Raw genomic sequence first — 17,162 nt, 5'->3', positions numbered from 1 at the left:
CTCAACCGTATTTCTCTTTGTACCGGCTGAGGGTGATGAGCGGCCAGATCCATTGATAGCTGTGGTAATGAATGTAGAAGTTTCCTGGAAGGCCGACTCCCGTTGGGTATGTTCTGTTTATGCCTCCTGCTGCACCATTCAATAATTCGAGAAGCGCCGTGACACCAAGATCAATCGCAGGTGTCGGTTTATCTTCAATACAGATAAGCGACTCCAATGCCCATGCGGTTTGTGAGGGAGTACTGAAGGAAAGGGGTACGAATGTCTTTTTCTGATCACTGTAACAGGATTCTCCCCAACCTCCGTCTTTTTGTTGAATGCTTTCCAACCAAGTCTTTGCTCTCTGAATCTGTTTATGGGACGAGGGCACTCCCACCGCCTTCATTCCCGTGATCGCGGCCCATGTTCCATAGATGTAGCACACACCCCAGCGACCGTACCAGGATCCGTCTTCCTTTTGCATTAATTTCAACCACTCAACACCCTTTTTCACCTGCGGATGGTCCCCTGTCAATCCTGCCCTGCTCCCAAGAAATTCAAGTGTCCGCCCCGTTAAATCAGGAGTGGAAGGATCGATGGCCGCAGCTTCAGCACCATCCAACGGAAAAGACGTGAGAATCTGTTTGGTCTTGTTTTTTTCAAAAGCCGGCCACCCTCCGTCCCGGTTCTGCATACCGATCACCCATTCAATCCCACGATCCCACGATGGACGGATAAGCGGATTTTCTGCAGCGGAGTAAGTGATAGCCCTGAGAGCGGCTGTCGTATCATCCACATCAGGGTGGATACTGTTACTCTCTGAAAACCCCCATCCTCCGGGATTCACCCCACTCTCTATTGCCCAATCCCCGTATTTAAAGTGTTGCTCCTTGAGAAGATAACCCACCGATTTTTTTATGGAACCTTCTCCTGCATCCACTCCTGCTTCCTGCAGGGCATAACTGATCAGGGCTGTATCCCAAACGATGGAAGGAGAATTTTGAATATGAATCCCCTTGTTTGTTTCACAGGCCATCTCTTTCAATCCCTGCATAGCCTTTACGATAATGGGATCATTCTTCTTATATCCCAGTGACAGCAGTGCAAAAATCATATAGAAGGTCGTGCTGAAGTAACTGAGATAGGTTCCGTCCTTTTCAATCCGTTGCAGCATGTAAGACAGGGCAAACTGACGGGCTTTTTGATGGAGTTGGGATGGAATGCTTGCCAACCCCTGTATACCTTCACTGATTTTTGAAAATAACCTCAGCTCACGGTCGTTGAAACTGACGATTTCAGAGGAACGGGAAAGATCCCGGATGTTCGGTATGTTGCTTTTTTTCAAAATGAAACGTTCATTTTTCAGCAGCAAGAGCGGTGCCAGGTGGACGCGTGCATAACTGCTTAGATCCCAGAAATTCAGTGGGAATGTTTTCGGAAGCAACAGAAATTCAATCGGAATCGGTAGGAGATGCTTCCAGTCAAATTGGCCAAAAATGGCCAGCATGAATTTCGTGATAGAATGAGCCTTATGAAATCCACCCTTTTTCTTGATAAACTGTTCGGCTCTCAGCAGTCTCTTATCTTCCTTTTCAACCAACCCACTGAACCTCAAAGCAAAATATGCGTCAATGGTGGACGACAGATTGCCTTCCCTCTCATCTTCAAAGAGTTTCCACGTCCCTTCCCTTGTCTGACATTTCCAAAGGCGGTCAACCAGTCGCCTTGTTAGTTCATCCTCATCCGCCTCAAGTGAGCGTATAAGAATGATCATATACGCATCGGTCATCACACTATTTTCAAAACAAAAGGACCAGCTGCCTTGTTCACTTTGCCGCTGCTTAAGGTCATGTATTAAACGACGGATCGTACTTTCTATATTTTTTTTCATCATTCGTCCTCCCGGGTACCTTCATTAATCTTATGTATATGAATAGAACGCGGGTACTAGTAGTGGGAAGCAAATAAGAGCCTGCCCCGGTTTCCCGTGAGGCAGGCTCTTATTGATTTTCTTCTATTTTCTGTGAGTAATAGCTTACAAGTTCAGGATATTCCTGAAGCTCTTTTCTACCCGTGTCCGTGAGTTGATACACACCCCTTTTCACCCTCTCGAACCACTTATAATAATTCTTCTGGAGGATGGATGGCGTTTTGTCACCCGTACCACGCTTTGCCAAGTTCTTTGGGGACATGGGTCCGTAAGCTTCGAGGCAGCAGGCGATGTGAATGCAGCTCTCCTTATAAGCGGTCATGATCTTCGTTTTATTACTCCCGCCCACATTGTAATCCGCACTACGTCCTTCGATTTCTTTTACCAGGGCCGCACGTTTCTTCTTGCTATTCCTCATGGTCTTCTTCCGATCAAAGGGTTCCGGATGAATGACAAAATCAAGCTTCGGAGTCTTTGTCGTAAATGAAACCGTGATCAGACCAAGCTCCAGCCTCCTGACCAAATGGCGTACATCATTCCAACGCTTAGATCGGGTTCGCTTCGGCTTCGGAATCGCAATGTACACAAGATCCGTCAGACGCTGGCGCTTCGTTGCCTGGATCAGAAGCTCGACATTCAAGGAAAGCTTCAGCTCGACGATCAACAGCTCCCCTTCTTTCATTGCCGTCAAATCACAGTCGTTCACTTCACCGTTCACCTGATATCCCTGTTTATGAAAATGCTTCTGGATCGGTTGATAAAGATCCGATTCTTTCAGTTTCGTCATGGGTAAAAACCTTTCCGTGGTAATTTCTATAAGATAAGTATAGACCATTAGAAAGGTTTTTGCAGTGTAGAAGAGAAAGAGAACCCACTCCTTTTTGGGGAGAGTGGGTGGAATTTGTTTATCTGCCGGTTTGGGGGATTTATGTGCCATTTGAGAAATATATCTGCCATTTGGAGTATATATCTGCCAAAATAATCGTTTATCTGCCATTATCACGATATATCTGCCATTCGACAAAAAACAACAATCCTCCCCCCAGCCATCAGGAAGAAAAATCTTACCCCCGGATCCTCTCGATTTCATCCGCCACAAATTGCACCGATGTCCCGACAATCACTTGAATGCTATTTTCACCAACCACATGAATGCCCGGAACGCCGGTCGCTCTGATTCGCTCCTGATCCACTCCCCCCATGTCCTTCACTTCCACTCTCAATCTGGTAATACAGTTTTCAACAGACGTTACATTTTCGTCTCCGCCAAGTCCAGCGTAGATTTCCGCTGCCATGACGGCAAACTTATCTTCCCCTGTGAGGATAGGTGACGCCTGCCCCTCTTCGCCGTCCTCTTCACGCCCCGGTGTCATCAGATTGAACTTCGCAATCATAAAACGGAATAAGAAATAATAAAGGAAAGCAAATACCACACCTTGAATCAAAAGCATATACGGAAGATTTGCCAGCGGAAGCCTTGAGCTCAGGACAAAATCGACGAACCCGGCACTGAAGCCGAAACCTGCCGTCCAGTGGAAGAAGGAAGCGATCGCAAGGGATAACCCTGTCAGCACGGCATGTGCTACATATAAGAGTGGCGCAACGAACATGAAAGCAAATTCAATTGGCTCCGTTACTCCGGTGAAGAACGAAGCAAATCCTGCTGCAAGCATGAGCGAGGCGACCTGTTTTTTCTTAGCCGGTTTCGCTGCATGATAAATGGCAAGACCTGCTGCCGGAAGACCAAACATCATTACCGGGAAAAATCCCGCTTGATACATCCCCGTCACACCTTTTTCCCCAGTGCCGGACCAGAAGTTCCCGATATCATTGATTCCGGCCACATCGAACCAGAACACGGAATTCAGTGCATGATGCAAGCCAGTAGGAATTAATAACCGATTAAAGAAACCGTATAATCCGGCCCCTGTAAACCCGAGACCGCTGATTTCCTTCCCGAACGAAACAAGCGCCGTGTAAATCACCGGCCACACAAACAGCATCACGCCTGAAACAACCAGCATAGCGACGGCCGACATGATCGGTACCAATCGTTTCCCGCTGAAAAAGGCAAGTGCATCCGGAAGCTTCACAGAACTGAAGCGATTGTACATACTGGCTGCGACGATCCCAGAGAGAATCCCGACAAATTGATTTCCGATCTTGGCAAACGCCGGATTCACCGCCTCTTTATCAATCCCTTGCAACAAAGCAACGGAATCCGTCGATAGCAATGTGGTAATAACAAGATAAGCGACCAATCCGCTCAGTGCAGCCGAACCATCCTTCGCTTTCGCCATCCCGAGTGCGACCCCTACTGCGAACAGAATCGCCATATTGTCAATAATCGATGCCCCTGCCTTAATCAGGAAAGCGGCAATTGGACTATCGGCTCCCCATCCAGACGGGTCGATCCAATACCCGATCCCCATCAGAATCGCCGCTGCCGGTAACACGGCTACAGGCAGCATCAACGAACGACCAATACGCTGCAAGTATTTCATCATTTTGTTCTCCCCCTATCAGTCTGTTTTGAAAATGCTTTGTCTCTTTATAGCGGACAAAACCCCTTCTATAAAAAATATTCCGGCATGTACTTGTTTAGAAGTGGGTGTCGGTGTGTATGCAGGACTTTTAGTGGAATTATAGGTGAAGAGGGACGGACCTTAGATGGGGATTTGGGTTAGTGAAGGTTTGTTCAATTTCAATAAAATGGAAAATGACGCAATTATTATGTAGAACGACGCAATTAATGATGAAAATGACGCAAAAAACTTAATAATGACGCAATCACGGGCCAAAATGACGCAATTATCTTCAATACCTCAATAGAAAGCTTCTTCAGGACCATCTAATGAGACCTATTTATATTTCTAAGCGCAAGTTCAGAGCGATCAAAGGAATGCGTCACCACATTCCACATAGAAAATAGCTGACTCCCTCACTTTTTAACCAATTTCCGACCCACACCCTCCCAAAAAAAGACCCTCCGACTATCATTCACTACTTCCACCGATAGGATATCCTTTGCCTCGTGGAGGTCCGTCCCTCATACAACAGAAATCTCATCAGGCTTCATGCCCCACAAAGGTCCGTCCCTCAAACAACAAAAACCCCCATCAGGCATCCAGCCCGACGGAGGTCCGTCCCTCTTCTATTAAGGTAGTTCTGTTGTGCCCATGAGGTAGCGGTCGCATTCGCGGGCTGCTTCACGGCCTTCGTTGATGGCCCAGACGATGAGGCTTTGGCCACGGCGCATGTCTCCGGCAGCGAAGACGCCGTCGACGTTGGTCATGTAGTTTCCGTACTCTGCTTTCACTGTGGAGTTGCTGTTTGTTTCGACTTCAAGTTCCTTGATCAGGTCTTGTTCGGGACCGCTGAACCCGATGGCGAGAAGGACAAGATCCGCTGGCCAGACTTTTTCGGTTCCAGGGATTTCATCACGAATTTTATTACCATCTTCGTCATATCGAAGTTTCACGTTAACCGTATGCACTTCTTTAATGTGTCCATTTTCATCACCGACGAATTTCTTGGTCATGACAGCGTACGCACGCGGATCGTCTCCAAGTACTTCAGCCGCTTCTTTTTGTCCGTACTCCACTCGGTGAATGACCGGATATTGCGGCCAAGGGTTGCCGACTTCATCACGAATGGCACCCTTTTTATCATAAATATCGAATTGCGTCAGGCTTTTACAATTATGCCTTACGGAAGTGGCCAGGCAGTCTGTGCCCGTGTCCCCACCACCGATGACGATGACATTTTTTCCTTCAGCAGAAATATAGTTACCATCCTGCAGATTGGAATCCAATAAGCTCTTTGTATTGGAATGCAGGAATTCCATGGCGTAATGCACGCCCTTCAAATCACGACCATCCACTTGGATATCGCGATGGACGGCTGCTCCGCCGCACAGAATGACGGCATCGAAGTTTTCACGGAGGTTTTCAACTGTATAGTCTTTTCCTACCTCTGTATTCGTCACGAATTCAATGCCTTCTTCTTCTAAAATATCGACACGTCGCTTTACGACTGAGTATGGAAGCTTCATTTCAGGAATACCATACGTCAATAGTCCGCCTACTCGATCATTCTTCTCAAAAACAGTGACAAGGTGACCGGCTTTATTCAGCTGTGCCGCAGACGCCAATCCTGCCGGCCCTGATCCCACGACGGCCACACGTTTGCCGGTACGGTGCTCCGGAGGCTCAGGAATGACCCAGCCTTCTTCAAAGCCCTTTTCGATAATCGAGCGTTCCACGGTTCTGATCGCTACAGGCGGCTCATTGATACCGAGGACACAAGCCCCTTCACACGGTGCCGGACAGGCAAAGCCGGTGAATTCGGGAAAGTTATTCATCTGATGCTCTCGCTTTAATGCCTCTTTCCATTGTCCTTGATAGACCAGGTCGTTCCACTCCGGTATCAAGTGATAAACGGGACAACCAGTAGTCGATCCGTTGATTTCCATTCCGGACTGACAGGTGGGAACGCCGCAATCCATGCAGCGCGCACCTTGTTTCTTGACCTCTTCTTCCGAAAGAGGCGACGTATAATCGTTCCAATCCTTCGTCCTTTCAGCCGGATGCCGTTCATCCAATGTTCGTCGTTTATATTCCATGAATCCAGTTGCTTTTCCCATTATATCCCCCTCCCTGATTAATTCGCAGGTTCCAGTACTTTTTTCTCTTCTTTCGTACCTTCTTCAAATGCGGCCATTTCCGCATCGAATTTCTCTAATCCACTATTTTCAAGCTCACTGATCCGCTCTCTCATCTTGAGATAGGATTTCGGAATCACGCGCACAAATTTGGACACGTAGGAATCCCAGTTCGCTAATATTTTCTTACCATTATTACTGTTTGTATAATGAACGTATTTTTTGATCATCTGGTATACATCTTTCATTTCTTCCGGATCAAATAAAGGCTGCACAAGGACAAGTTCCTGATTACATCTTGAACGGAAGGTTTCATCTTCATCCAGGACATACGCTACTCCGCCAGACATACCGGCTGCAAAGTTTCTTCCTGTAAGGCCAAGGACAACGACTTTTCCTCCAGTCATATATTCACAGCCATGATCCCCGACGCTTTCCACGACAACCTGTGCCCCACTGTTACGGACGCAGAAGCGCTCGCCTGCCACTCCATAAATATAGGCTTCTCCTCCGGATGCTCCGTAGAAGGACACATTTCCGATGATGGTGTTTCGTTCAGGGATGAACGTCGCTGTCGGATCAGGATGGACGATGATCTTACCGCCTGATAATCCTTTTCCGACAAAGTCATTGGAATCTCCAACAAGTCTTAATGTCAGTCCTTTTGGAATATAAGCACCAAAGCTCTGTCCGGCAGATCCTTTGAATGTCAGACGGATTGTATCTTCAGGTAAGCCTTCTGCACCATAGCGTTTCGTGATTTCGCTTCCAAGCATCGTCCCGGTTACACGATGAATATTACGGATTGCTGTCGTCCATTCAACCGGCTCACCTGTTTCAATTGCATTCCTGCAGCGTGGAATCAACTCTTGATAATCAAGTGTCTTCTCAAGCTCATGATCCTGCTTTTTGGTAGCATAACGGCTTACCTTCTCAGGTACATCAGGTTGATACAGAAGCGCGGAAAGATCGATTCCTTTTCCTTTCCAATGATCGATTGCCTCATTGGCTTCCAGGATATCGGTTCTTCCTATCATTTCGTTGATTGTCCTGAAGCCAAGCTGAGCCATCAGCTCCCTGGTTTCCTGGGCAACAAAGCGCATGAAGTTCGCTACATGTTCCGGGTCACCGGTGTATTTTTTGCGTAACTCAGGGTCTTGTGTCGCAATTCCGACAGGACATGTATTCATATGACATACGCGCATCATGACACAGCCAAGAACAACAAGAGGCGCTGTCGAGAAGCCGTATTCTTCTGCTCCAAGAAGTGATGCCACGACCACATCGCGGCCCGTCATCATCTTACCGTCCGTCTCGACGACAATCCGGTCGCGAAGGCGATTTAGCAATAAAGTCTGATGCGCTTCGGCAAGACCGATTTCCCAAGGCAATCCTGTATGTTTCAGACTGGTTCTTGGTGCAGCACCTGTTCCACCATCGTACCCACTGATCAACACAACGTCCGCTCGACCTTTTGCCACACCTGCCGCAATCGTCCCAACTCCTACGGCTGATACCAGCTTTACGCTGATGCGGGCTTGGGGATTTGCATTTTTCAGGTTATAGATTAGTTCGGCAAGGTCTTCGATTGAGTAAATATCATGATGGGGCGGTGGCGAGATGAGCTCCACTCCCGGGGTCGATCCCCTAACTTCAGCAACCCATGGGTAAACCTTTTTACCAGGAAGATGTCCTCCTTCACCCGGTTTTGCCCCTTGGGCGACCTTGATTTGGATTTCGTCTGCGTTTACGAGATAGTGACTTGTGACACCAAAGCGTCCTGAGGCCACTTGCTTGATCGAACTGCGGCGTGAATCCCCATTTTCATCCGGAACGAACCGGTTTGGATGCTCCCCGCCTTCTCCTGAATTACTCCGCCCACCGATTTTATTCATGGCAATTGCCAATGCTTCATGGGCTTCCTGACTGATGGAGCCGAATGACATCGCGCCGGTCTTGAAACGGCGACAGATTTCTTCGACTGATTCCACCTCTTCAATCGGGATAGGCTTCGTTTCTTTAAATGAAAGGAGTCCTCGCAATGACTGCAGATTCTGCTTTTCATCCGTCAGCATATTGGAATATTTCTTGAATAGTTCATAATTATTCGTACGGCATGCATGTTGGAGTGTGTGGATCGTACTTGGGTTGTACGCATGATCCTCTCCGTTATTACGATATTGGAATTCGTCTCCCGACTCCAATGTACGTTGATTGTCTTTACGATCATTGAATGCTTTTCGATGTCTTAAAAGCACTTCTTTTTCGATGATATCCATCCCGATTCCACCGAGTCTTGAGGCGGTACGGGTGAAGTATTTATCGATGACATCCTTATGGATGCCCACCGCTTCAAAGATTTGCGCACCACGGTAACTTTGTATAGTAGAAATCCCCATTTTGGATAGAACTTTGATGACACCGTCTGTTCCCGATTTCACAAAGCTGTTCACCGCTTGTTCATACGTTTTGTCTTGAAGCTCACCTTTTCCAATCAAATCCCGCAATGTCTCAAACGCTAAATATGGATAAATAGCTTCTGCCCCGTATCCAAGAAGGGTTGCAAAATGATGGACTTCCCGTGGCTCTCCCGATTCGAGCAGGATGCTGACGGTTGTACGCGTCCCTTTGCGGATCAGATGGTGATGCAGACCGGAAACAGCAAGAAGGGCTGGAATCGCTGCCTTATCCTTCACCACACCTCGGTCGGATAAAATAAGGAGGGTCGCGCCACCTGCTACGGCCTGGTCAGCTTTTTCATATAGAGCATCCAGAGTACCTTCAAGTTGATTTCCTTCCTCAGTTACATCAAACAAAATTGGTAACGTTACGGCTTTAAAGCCTTTTTCATTTTGGTGTCTAAGCTTTTCCAGTTCTTCACCAGTCAGGATCGGTGTCTTGAGGTGGATATGCCTGCAGCTTTCCGGTCCCGGATTCACCAGATTTCCTTCTGCACCAATCGTGGTTCCGACTGAAGTAATGATCTGCTCCCGGATCGCATCGATCGGCGGGTTCGTGACTTGTGCAAATAATTGTTTGAAGTAGTTATAAAGAAGCTGGGGCTTTTTCGATAGAACCGCCAGAGGTGAATCATATCCCATCGAGCCGACCGGATCTTTACCATCCGTCACCATTGGCTTGATGATCTTGTTCAATTCCTCTGTCGTATAGCCGAATGCCTGCTGCTGCAGGAGCACTTCCTCCGAATCTAATTGAACCACTTCATGGGTCGTTTCCGGCAGATCATCCAGTTCGAATTTGTTATTATCAAGCCAGTGTCTGTATGGTTGCTCAGAAGCAACACGCAGTTTGATTTCTTCATCCGGTATGATTCGTCCTTTCTCAAGATCGACAAGAAGCATCTTCCCTGGCTGCAGACGGTCTTTGTACACGATGTCGTCGGCAAAGATATCGAGGGCACCTACTTCAGATCCAAGAACGATCATGCCCCCCTTAGTCACATAGTAGCGGGCTGGACGCAGTCCGTTACGGTCAAGGCAGGCACCTATCTGGGTTCCATCCGTAAATACTAGGGCTGCCGGTCCATCCCAAGGCTCCATTAAACAGCTATGGTATTCGTAAAAATCTTTCTTCTTGGGGTGGATCGTTTCATCGTTTTCCCACGGTTCCGGAACCATCATCATGGCCGTATGGGCAAGGGATCTTCCTGATAAATGAAGGAATTCAAAGCAGTTATCAAACATGGAGGAATCACTGCCTGTCTCATCAATAACGGGGAGGATTTTTTCCAAATCTTCATCCTTAAATGCACTTGATCGGCACAGGTTTTCACGTGCGCGCATCCAGTTCACATTCCCTCTGAGCGTATTGAATTCTCCATTATGAATCGTATATCGGTTTGGATGAGACCGTTGCCAGCTTGGAAAAGTGTTTGTACTAAAGCGGGAATGTACAAGTGCTAATGCTGAACGGAACTCAGGGTGGTTGAGGTCAATATAAAAGGAATCGAGCTGTTCCGGGATGAGCATCCCTTTGTAGACAATGGTCGTGGAAGACAAGCTACATAGATATACATCCTCTTGCCCTTCTACCGTTGCGACTTCTTTTTCAATTCGCTTTCTTATCACATATAACTTGCGTTCGAAATCCATCCGGGATTGAATGTCTTCGGATACTCCGATGAAAACCTGTCGTATGAAAGGTTTTGACTTCGATGCTACTTTCCCTACAAAGGAATCGTTGAGAGGAACAGGTCTCCAGCCAAGTGTCTTTTGACCTTCTTCTTCAATGATGCGTTCAAAGATTTCTTTACTCTTTTGGCGCTTCTCATAATTTTCAGGAAGGAACACCATTCCAATCCCATATTCCCCTTTTCTCGGAAGGATGATGTCTTCTTTCTCACATTGCTTTTTAAAGAAATGATGAGGGATTTGGGTGAGGATACCTGCACCGTCCCCGGTACTCGTATCAGCCGATTGTCCCCCGCGATGCTCTAAGTTACATAAAATATTAATGGCGTTTTGTACGATGCTGTGACTCTTCGTCCCATCAATATTTGCGATCATTCCAATTCCACATGCTTCATGTTCTTGCGCAGGATCATACATCCCTTGCGCTACAGGAAGATTCGTTTTCATCCAATGTCCTCCTCTACTAAACTTGTATATTTTTTGAATAAATAACCGATTAATTAAATTTTCTTAATTTTCGTTAGTATATCATGAAATTTAGAAAAAACGAAAAATTATGTTAATGGATAAAGTGTATATTTTACAAATATATATGGAATAATAAAGTGGAAGCCTGTTAGATTAACACTCTCATTAACTTAATATTCAGAATCTTTAAAAGCTTGATGTTATAATAAAGAAATCGCTTACAATAATTCGTGTTCCTAAGCAAATCCAACCAGAAATCAACATGAATTTTCATGCAAAATAATAACTAAAAAAAATTTTTTAACATGCAAGAAATTTCCGTAATGCTAGGAGGGACGGACCTCTAATTCAAATGGGACCAATCGACCATTCATCAGCTGAAACTCTTCTTCTATTCCCAGATAATCATTTTTCCAAACCACAAGAAAGAGGGACGGACCTCCGAAAAAATCGGAGGTCCGTCCCTCTTTCTTACGCTTCTTTCCGTGCTTCTGCTTCCACTCTGTCCATGAATTCGGTGACGACTTTATTGTTGTTTTTTTCTCCACCGAGTTTGAGGAGTACTTTGCCCAGGAAGTTCAGTCCTCTGTTTTCCCCTGTATAGATGAATCTGGTTTGCTGCTCATCTATTTTATGCAGGGTGAATGCAGCCTCAATGTCAAATGCCTTTGCCAGTGTGAAGCCGATTTTGTTGTGCTTTTTGTCAGGAGTATTTTCGTATTCCAGATCTTCAACGATGTACGTTTCAATCCTTTTTCCCTCTTTGTATTTCTGCTGGTAGGTCGAGCCGACCACTCCTTCTTTTTGTTCCAGCACCTTGTTTTCAACGACATTAGGCATAATGCGCTGAATGTTTTCAAGCTCGAATAAATGCCATACCGTTTCAATATTGACTGGTATGATCCGTTCTTCATGCCATTTAATCATCCATTTCATCCCCCATTCCCATTTCAAAGAAATCGTCCATTTCCTGAATAACCGTTTGTATTCGCTCTACTTCAGCTTGCAGGCCCCGTTTCTTCGCCTTGATTAACTCCTCCAGATTCTCAAAGGATTCATCATTCACGACAGCGAGCATTTCTTGTATGGTAAAGTTAAATCTCCTCAAGTAAACCAATAGTCGCCCCACAAGATAAGATCCATTATCATAGTAGCGGTAATGGTTTGCAGGATCTATATATACAGGTTCAAGCAGCTTGATTTCGGCATAGTAACGCAGTGTTTCCTTACTCAGCCCCGTCATCTTGGAGAATTCGCTTACCTTGTACACCCCCATCACCTCACACTTCAATCTTAAACCATGTGGTGCACTACACGGTCAACCCATTCTATGAACATTTTATAAAAAGAAAGACCTTGCCCCATGGCCAAGGTCTTACTGCACAGGAACCAATGAACTTTTTTCCTGAAGAAGCTTTTTGATCTCCTGATAGGCTTCTTCGATTGAATGGACCTTGATCGTGACCCTTCTTTCCGCAGGATATTGGTTCGCCATATGCCTGTATCGCGGATCATAATAATACTCCAGGAGCAGCTCCAGAATTCGCTCGTAGTTTTTCTCTTTCAACTCAGCCTCAATTTCATTTGCCACCGGGCTGTGGATCCTTCTCTTGATCAACCTGAACGCTTCTACAAATTCCTCATGATGCTCGTGCAGGCGATACTCTTGTAAAATATGATCCACCCTCATCTTCATTGGCATCTCGATGAAGAGATGAAACGCATTCTTCTCTTTCACCTCCACCAGGAAATCTGGGAGAAGCAGCTTTCCGATCCGTTTACTTTCTGCTTCAAATAAGAGAAAGGGAGATTTCTTCAGCTTCTTCAGTTCTTGGAAAAGGAGGGAATCGAATGTTTTCTGATTGTTGGCGGTCAGCCCGATTTCCCCAAAGATGGAGCCTCGATGGTTGGCCAGTCCTTCAATATCAAGAATTGGATACCCTTCCTTCTGAAGTTCTTTCAAAATAGCGGTCTTTCCGATGCCTGTCCCACCGTTCAATACAAAGGTGTCCGATTTCATTTCAAATTCCTCAAGCCCCTTCAACACCCAGTGCCGATAAGCTCTTACTCCGCCTTGGACCCGTAATGTCTTCATCCCCATCAAATCCAGGAAGGTTGCCGCGGCTTTGCTCCTCATGCCACCCCTCCAGCAAAACACAACAATCTGACCATCCAGCTTCTTACATTCTTTGATGAAACGGGGAAGCTTAGCCGAAAAGATCTCCAATCCCCGCTCCATTGCCACTTCTTTACTTACTTTCTTGTACAGCGTCCCTACTTCTGCCCGCTCTCCATCATCAAATACAGGAATGTTCACGCTTCCCGGAATCGTTATTTCCCTGTATTCAGAAGGAGACCGGACATCCACGAATGTATACCGATCGAAATCACATTGATCTATGGCTATGTCCTTGAACATATCATCCACTCCCCAATTGGCCTCTCTCCTATTTTACACCAGATTGGTATTCATTCTTTCCTTTTTCATGTATTTTAGAACGATTCACCTAGTCCTATTATCCTGTTTACCGATTGAATATTCAGATTTTTCACCTCGTTGGTACTATATACCATTAGTTCAAGACCTATTATAATGAAATTAGAAATAATATTTCATATTTTTCTGAATTTTATTGAAGTATTATTTCAACAAAATGAAAACGGTTACTTTTACCAAAACGAGAGGAGTATGTTAATGAAAACAGTAAAGTACATGATCATGGCGGTGATGTTGTTCTCACTTGCTCTCCCTTTCTCAACCGGAAAAGCAAGCGCTGCTGAAACTCAATCACCGAAGCACGAGATGCGGGCTGCGTGGATTGCCACAGTAGTCAATATTGACATGGCGGCCGGAATGGACAAGCAGGAGTTTACCGATTGGGTGGTCACTACCCTCGACGAATTAAAGGAATTGAATTTCAACACGGTGGTCTATCAGGTCAAACCGACAGCTGATGCCTTGTATCCTTCCGAGCTTGCCCCGTGGTCCCAATATATTACGGGTGCCGAGCAAGGAACCGATCCAGGCTATGATCCGCTTGCCATTATGACTCAGGAATCGCATAAACGCGGAATCGAGGTCCAAGCTTGGGTGAACCCTTACCGGATCACGATGGCGAATCAAACGATCGAATCACTCGCAGACGATAATGTGGCCAAGCTTCATCCGGAATGGGTCCTGAAGTATGGCAAGCAGTACTATCTCAACCCTGGAATCCCTGAAGTACAAGAATACTTGATTGATACTGTAAAAGAGTTAGTGAGCAACTATGACATAGAAGCAATTCATATGGATGATTATTTCTACCCTTATAAAATTGCAGGAGAAACCTTCCCAGATCAAGATACATACGAGAAATACGGCAGTAGCTTCGATTCAATCGACGACTGGAGACGTAACAACGTCGATGAGCTAGTAGCAGACATCAACACAGCAATCAAAGACATCAAAGAGTATGTCCAATTTGGGATTTCTCCATTTGGCGTTTGGAGAAACATCGCCGATGATCCAACTGGTAGTGAAACACAGGCAGGTCAAACGAATTATGATGACTTATATGCCGACACCCGCCAATGGATCAAAGATGGGAGCATCGACTATATTACTCCACAAATCTATTGGTCCAGGAAACTCGCTGTCGCCAACTACTCCATCCTTCTCGATTGGTGGAGCAATGAAGTGAATGAATATTCCTACGAGCATCCTGTCAATCTTTATATCGGGATGGCCGATTATAAGGTAGGCGACAACTTTGACCAGGAATGGTTCAACCCTTATGAACTGCCAGGACAAATCACGGATAACCGAGATAATGGAACAGCCCTTGGACAAATGCATTTCTCACTTCGTCAAATTTTTGCAAACCGTCTTGGATATGCCGACATCTTACGAAATGAAATCTATACGGAGAAAGCCTTGACTCCGGCCACGCCTTGGAACAATGATGCCCTTCCAAAGAAACCGAACACGGTGAAAGCAGCCAAACAGGCAGAGGCTATTACCTTGACCATTGATGACAAAAAACACTCAGATGCCAGAAAGTATGTCATTTACCGCTTTGATGGAGTGAAAGAGGGAGATTACACGAACCCTGCGAACATCGTGGATGTCGTGTATTCCCAAGATGATCTTACAACCTATGAAGATATTTCCGTTGAAAAAGACGGGATGTACACCTATGGGGTAACCTCTGTTTCTCCTACAGGCGTGGAAAGCAAAGATGCTAAAACGGTAAGAGTGCATTAATAGAAAGAGCGTTCCTCCGACATGGAGAAACGCTCTTTCTATTTTAATTGCATTTCCTTCACCTTTTGCCTAATATGATCCGGCCACCATGCCCCACACTCTTCAGAAACAACACAGGCAGCGCATTTTTCCAAGTCATACACTTTCATCCCTTGAATGGGCGGGGAATAGATATGGAGGGTCACTAAATCTTCCCTTCCCTCCTTCTTCATTTTGTGAACACCTTTTTTAGGTGCAAAGAAGAATGAACCTTCCCTATATTCGCGATCAAATATCTCACGTGGAAGCCCGTCTTCCTTAACTTCAAAGATTGTATTGACTGAAGTCCCATTCATGACTTGAATCCATCCTTTTGATTCACCGTGATCATGCGGAGCACATTCGATTTCAGACCAATTCATCACGAGAATTTCTACTATTTCATTTTGATAAAGGAGCTTTCGATAATATGGCTTTCCTTCTGGAGATTGTAAGTATGGTTCTAGATCATCAAGACTTAGGTTAAGAGACTGCAAGATTTCTTTCAGTTCTTTGGATGACGGGTTGGTCCATTCGTTCAATCTATTCTTAATCCGTTCACGTAAGGTCACAGCGATCCCCCCCTGATGTTATCGTCTCCTCCATAGAAACCGATGGAAAACAGAAATCATCTGGCCATTTACAATAACAACTCCTATTATAATTATGACGCCCCCCAAGATGCTTATGAAGAAAATTTTCTCGTGCAGGAGAAGAATCGCCGCTATGAGAGTAGTGACAGGTTCCAAATACAGAAACATCGACACCTTGGAAGCATCCAATACTTCCAGAGCTTTCGCCCAATACCAATACGCGATACCTGAGACAAACACACCAAGGAACATCAAGTGGGCCCATTCCACATGTGATAAAAGGGACATCCCTTCCCACCCCCGGTTCCGGATCAGAAAAGGGATGGTCAAACTCAAACCGAGCAGACTCATATAAAATGTGATGACGAGAGATGGCAGCTCGATCTGAAGTTTCTTCAGCAGCACGGAGTAGATGGCCCAGTTCAGTGTACTGAGAATCATCAGGATGTACCCGATATTGACTGCAAAACCGATAGACTGCCCGCTCCTCGCTGTCGTCACCATCAACACACCCGTAATCGCAACGACCATCCCCACCGCTTTGGGGATAGTCATTTTTTCATGTAGAAACACCATAGAGAGGAGGACGGTGAACACAGGAGAAAATGAAATCATCCATCCTGCTGATGAAGCATCGATCGTAAGCAAGGCCGAAGCCTGGATGACTTGATGAATGAAGACCCCGAGTACACCCAGTATGATCAGGTGAGGAATATACTTCAGGGGAATGGTGATTCGATATCTTTTTAAAAGTAACAGCATGAATAGAAACAGTGCTCCGATCGCAAACCGGAGAACGAGGAGAGTATACGGATCAAGGGTATCCAGCACCGCTTTCGTCGATACGAAGGATATCCCCCAGAAGCTGATGGACATTGTGGCATATAAAGAGGCGGCAACCTTTGCTTTGACTGGAATCATGGACGGGGCATCCTTTCTGAGCATGGGTTCTTTTTATCAAGGTATGCTCGTCCAAGGGAAAGATGTATGGGTGGTTGGATGGATTTGAAAATAAGTTGGTCTGTTTTGAAAATATATCCTGGATATTGAAAATAAAAGCGGCAGTTTTGAAAATAAGTATCATGTTTTTGAAAATAAACGGGAAGCAGCTCTG

General features: G+C 45.7%; 11 protein-coding genes. 1 reads left to right on the top strand and 10 read right to left on the bottom strand.

The window, feature by feature from the left end; genetic code table 11:
• Position 1 precedes the first annotated feature (1 nt).
• From shc to mnmH, 8 genes are all read right to left on the bottom strand, one after another.
• Positions 2 to 1,873: a squalene--hopene cyclase gene (gene shc, locus LCL96_RS17195; RefSeq protein ID WP_318246439.1), complete on the bottom strand. Its 1,872-nt coding sequence runs from the start codon at positions 1,871 to 1,873 to the stop codon at positions 2 to 4.
• Between the two features lie 106 nt (positions 1,874 to 1,979).
• Positions 1,980 to 2,696 (bottom strand): DUF2161 domain-containing phosphodiesterase, encoded by a 717-nt coding sequence (locus LCL96_RS17190; RefSeq protein WP_224943189.1) that lies wholly within the window; start codon positions 2,694 to 2,696, stop codon positions 1,980 to 1,982.
• A 277-nt stretch (positions 2,697 to 2,973) separates the two neighbouring features.
• Positions 2,974 to 4,416 (bottom strand): N-acetylglucosamine-specific PTS transporter subunit IIBC, encoded by a 1,443-nt coding sequence (gene nagE, locus LCL96_RS17185; protein ID WP_224943186.1) that lies wholly within the window; start codon positions 4,414 to 4,416, stop codon positions 2,974 to 2,976.
• A 650-nt stretch (positions 4,417 to 5,066) separates the two neighbouring features.
• Positions 5,067 to 6,554, bottom strand: coding sequence for a glutamate synthase subunit beta (locus LCL96_RS17180; RefSeq protein WP_224943183.1), 1,488 nt, complete (start codon positions 6,552 to 6,554; stop codon positions 5,067 to 5,069).
• Between the two features lie 17 nt (positions 6,555 to 6,571).
• Entirely contained in the window at positions 6,572 to 11,170 is a 4,599-nt protein-coding gene (gene gltB, locus LCL96_RS17175; protein WP_224943180.1) for a glutamate synthase large subunit, read from the bottom strand.
• A 492-nt stretch (positions 11,171 to 11,662) separates the two neighbouring features.
• On the bottom strand, positions 11,663 to 12,118 hold the full coding sequence (locus LCL96_RS17170) for an SRPBCC family protein (protein WP_224943177.1): 456 nt from the start codon (positions 12,116 to 12,118) through the stop codon (positions 11,663 to 11,665).
• Positions 12,111 to 12,461 carry a MerR family DNA-binding transcriptional regulator gene (locus LCL96_RS17165; RefSeq protein ID WP_224943175.1) on the bottom strand — a complete coding sequence of 117 codons (351 nt, stop codon included), beginning with the start codon at positions 12,459 to 12,461 and terminating at the stop codon, positions 12,111 to 12,113. The genes LCL96_RS17170 and LCL96_RS17165 overlap by 8 nt, the downstream gene beginning before the upstream one ends.
• Before the next feature lie 105 nt (positions 12,462 to 12,566).
• Positions 12,567 to 13,610 carry a tRNA 2-selenouridine(34) synthase MnmH gene (mnmH, locus tag LCL96_RS17160; RefSeq protein WP_224943173.1) on the bottom strand — a complete coding sequence of 348 codons (1,044 nt, stop codon included), beginning with the start codon at positions 13,608 to 13,610 and terminating at the stop codon, positions 12,567 to 12,569.
• A gap of 270 nt (positions 13,611 to 13,880) precedes the next feature.
• Here mnmH and LCL96_RS17155 point away from each other — a divergent pair, with 270 nt between their 5' ends.
• Positions 13,881 to 15,437 carry a glycoside hydrolase family 10 protein gene (locus tag LCL96_RS17155; RefSeq protein ID WP_412103596.1) on the top strand — a complete coding sequence of 519 codons (1,557 nt, stop codon included), beginning with the start codon at positions 13,881 to 13,883 and terminating at the stop codon, positions 15,435 to 15,437.
• Between the two features lie 38 nt (positions 15,438 to 15,475).
• On the opposite strand, the gene LCL96_RS17150 is transcribed toward LCL96_RS17155, so the two are convergent.
• Positions 15,476 to 16,027: a cysteine dioxygenase gene (locus LCL96_RS17150; RefSeq protein ID WP_224943169.1), complete on the bottom strand. Its 552-nt coding sequence runs from the start codon at positions 16,025 to 16,027 to the stop codon at positions 15,476 to 15,478.
• Positions 16,028 to 16,045: 18 nt separating this feature from the next.
• On the bottom strand, positions 16,046 to 16,969 hold the full coding sequence (locus LCL96_RS17145) for a DMT family transporter (protein ID WP_224943167.1): 924 nt from the start codon (positions 16,967 to 16,969) through the stop codon (positions 16,046 to 16,048).
• Positions 16,970 to 17,162: the final 193 nt, after the last annotated feature.

Origin of the sequence: Rossellomorea aquimaris, from assembly GCF_020172085.1 — a bacterium.
In the GTDB taxonomy this organism is placed as follows: domain Bacteria; phylum Bacillota; class Bacilli; order Bacillales; family Bacillaceae_B; genus Rossellomorea; species Rossellomorea aquimaris_E.
This window is presented reverse-complemented; position numbering and strand designations above follow the sequence as displayed.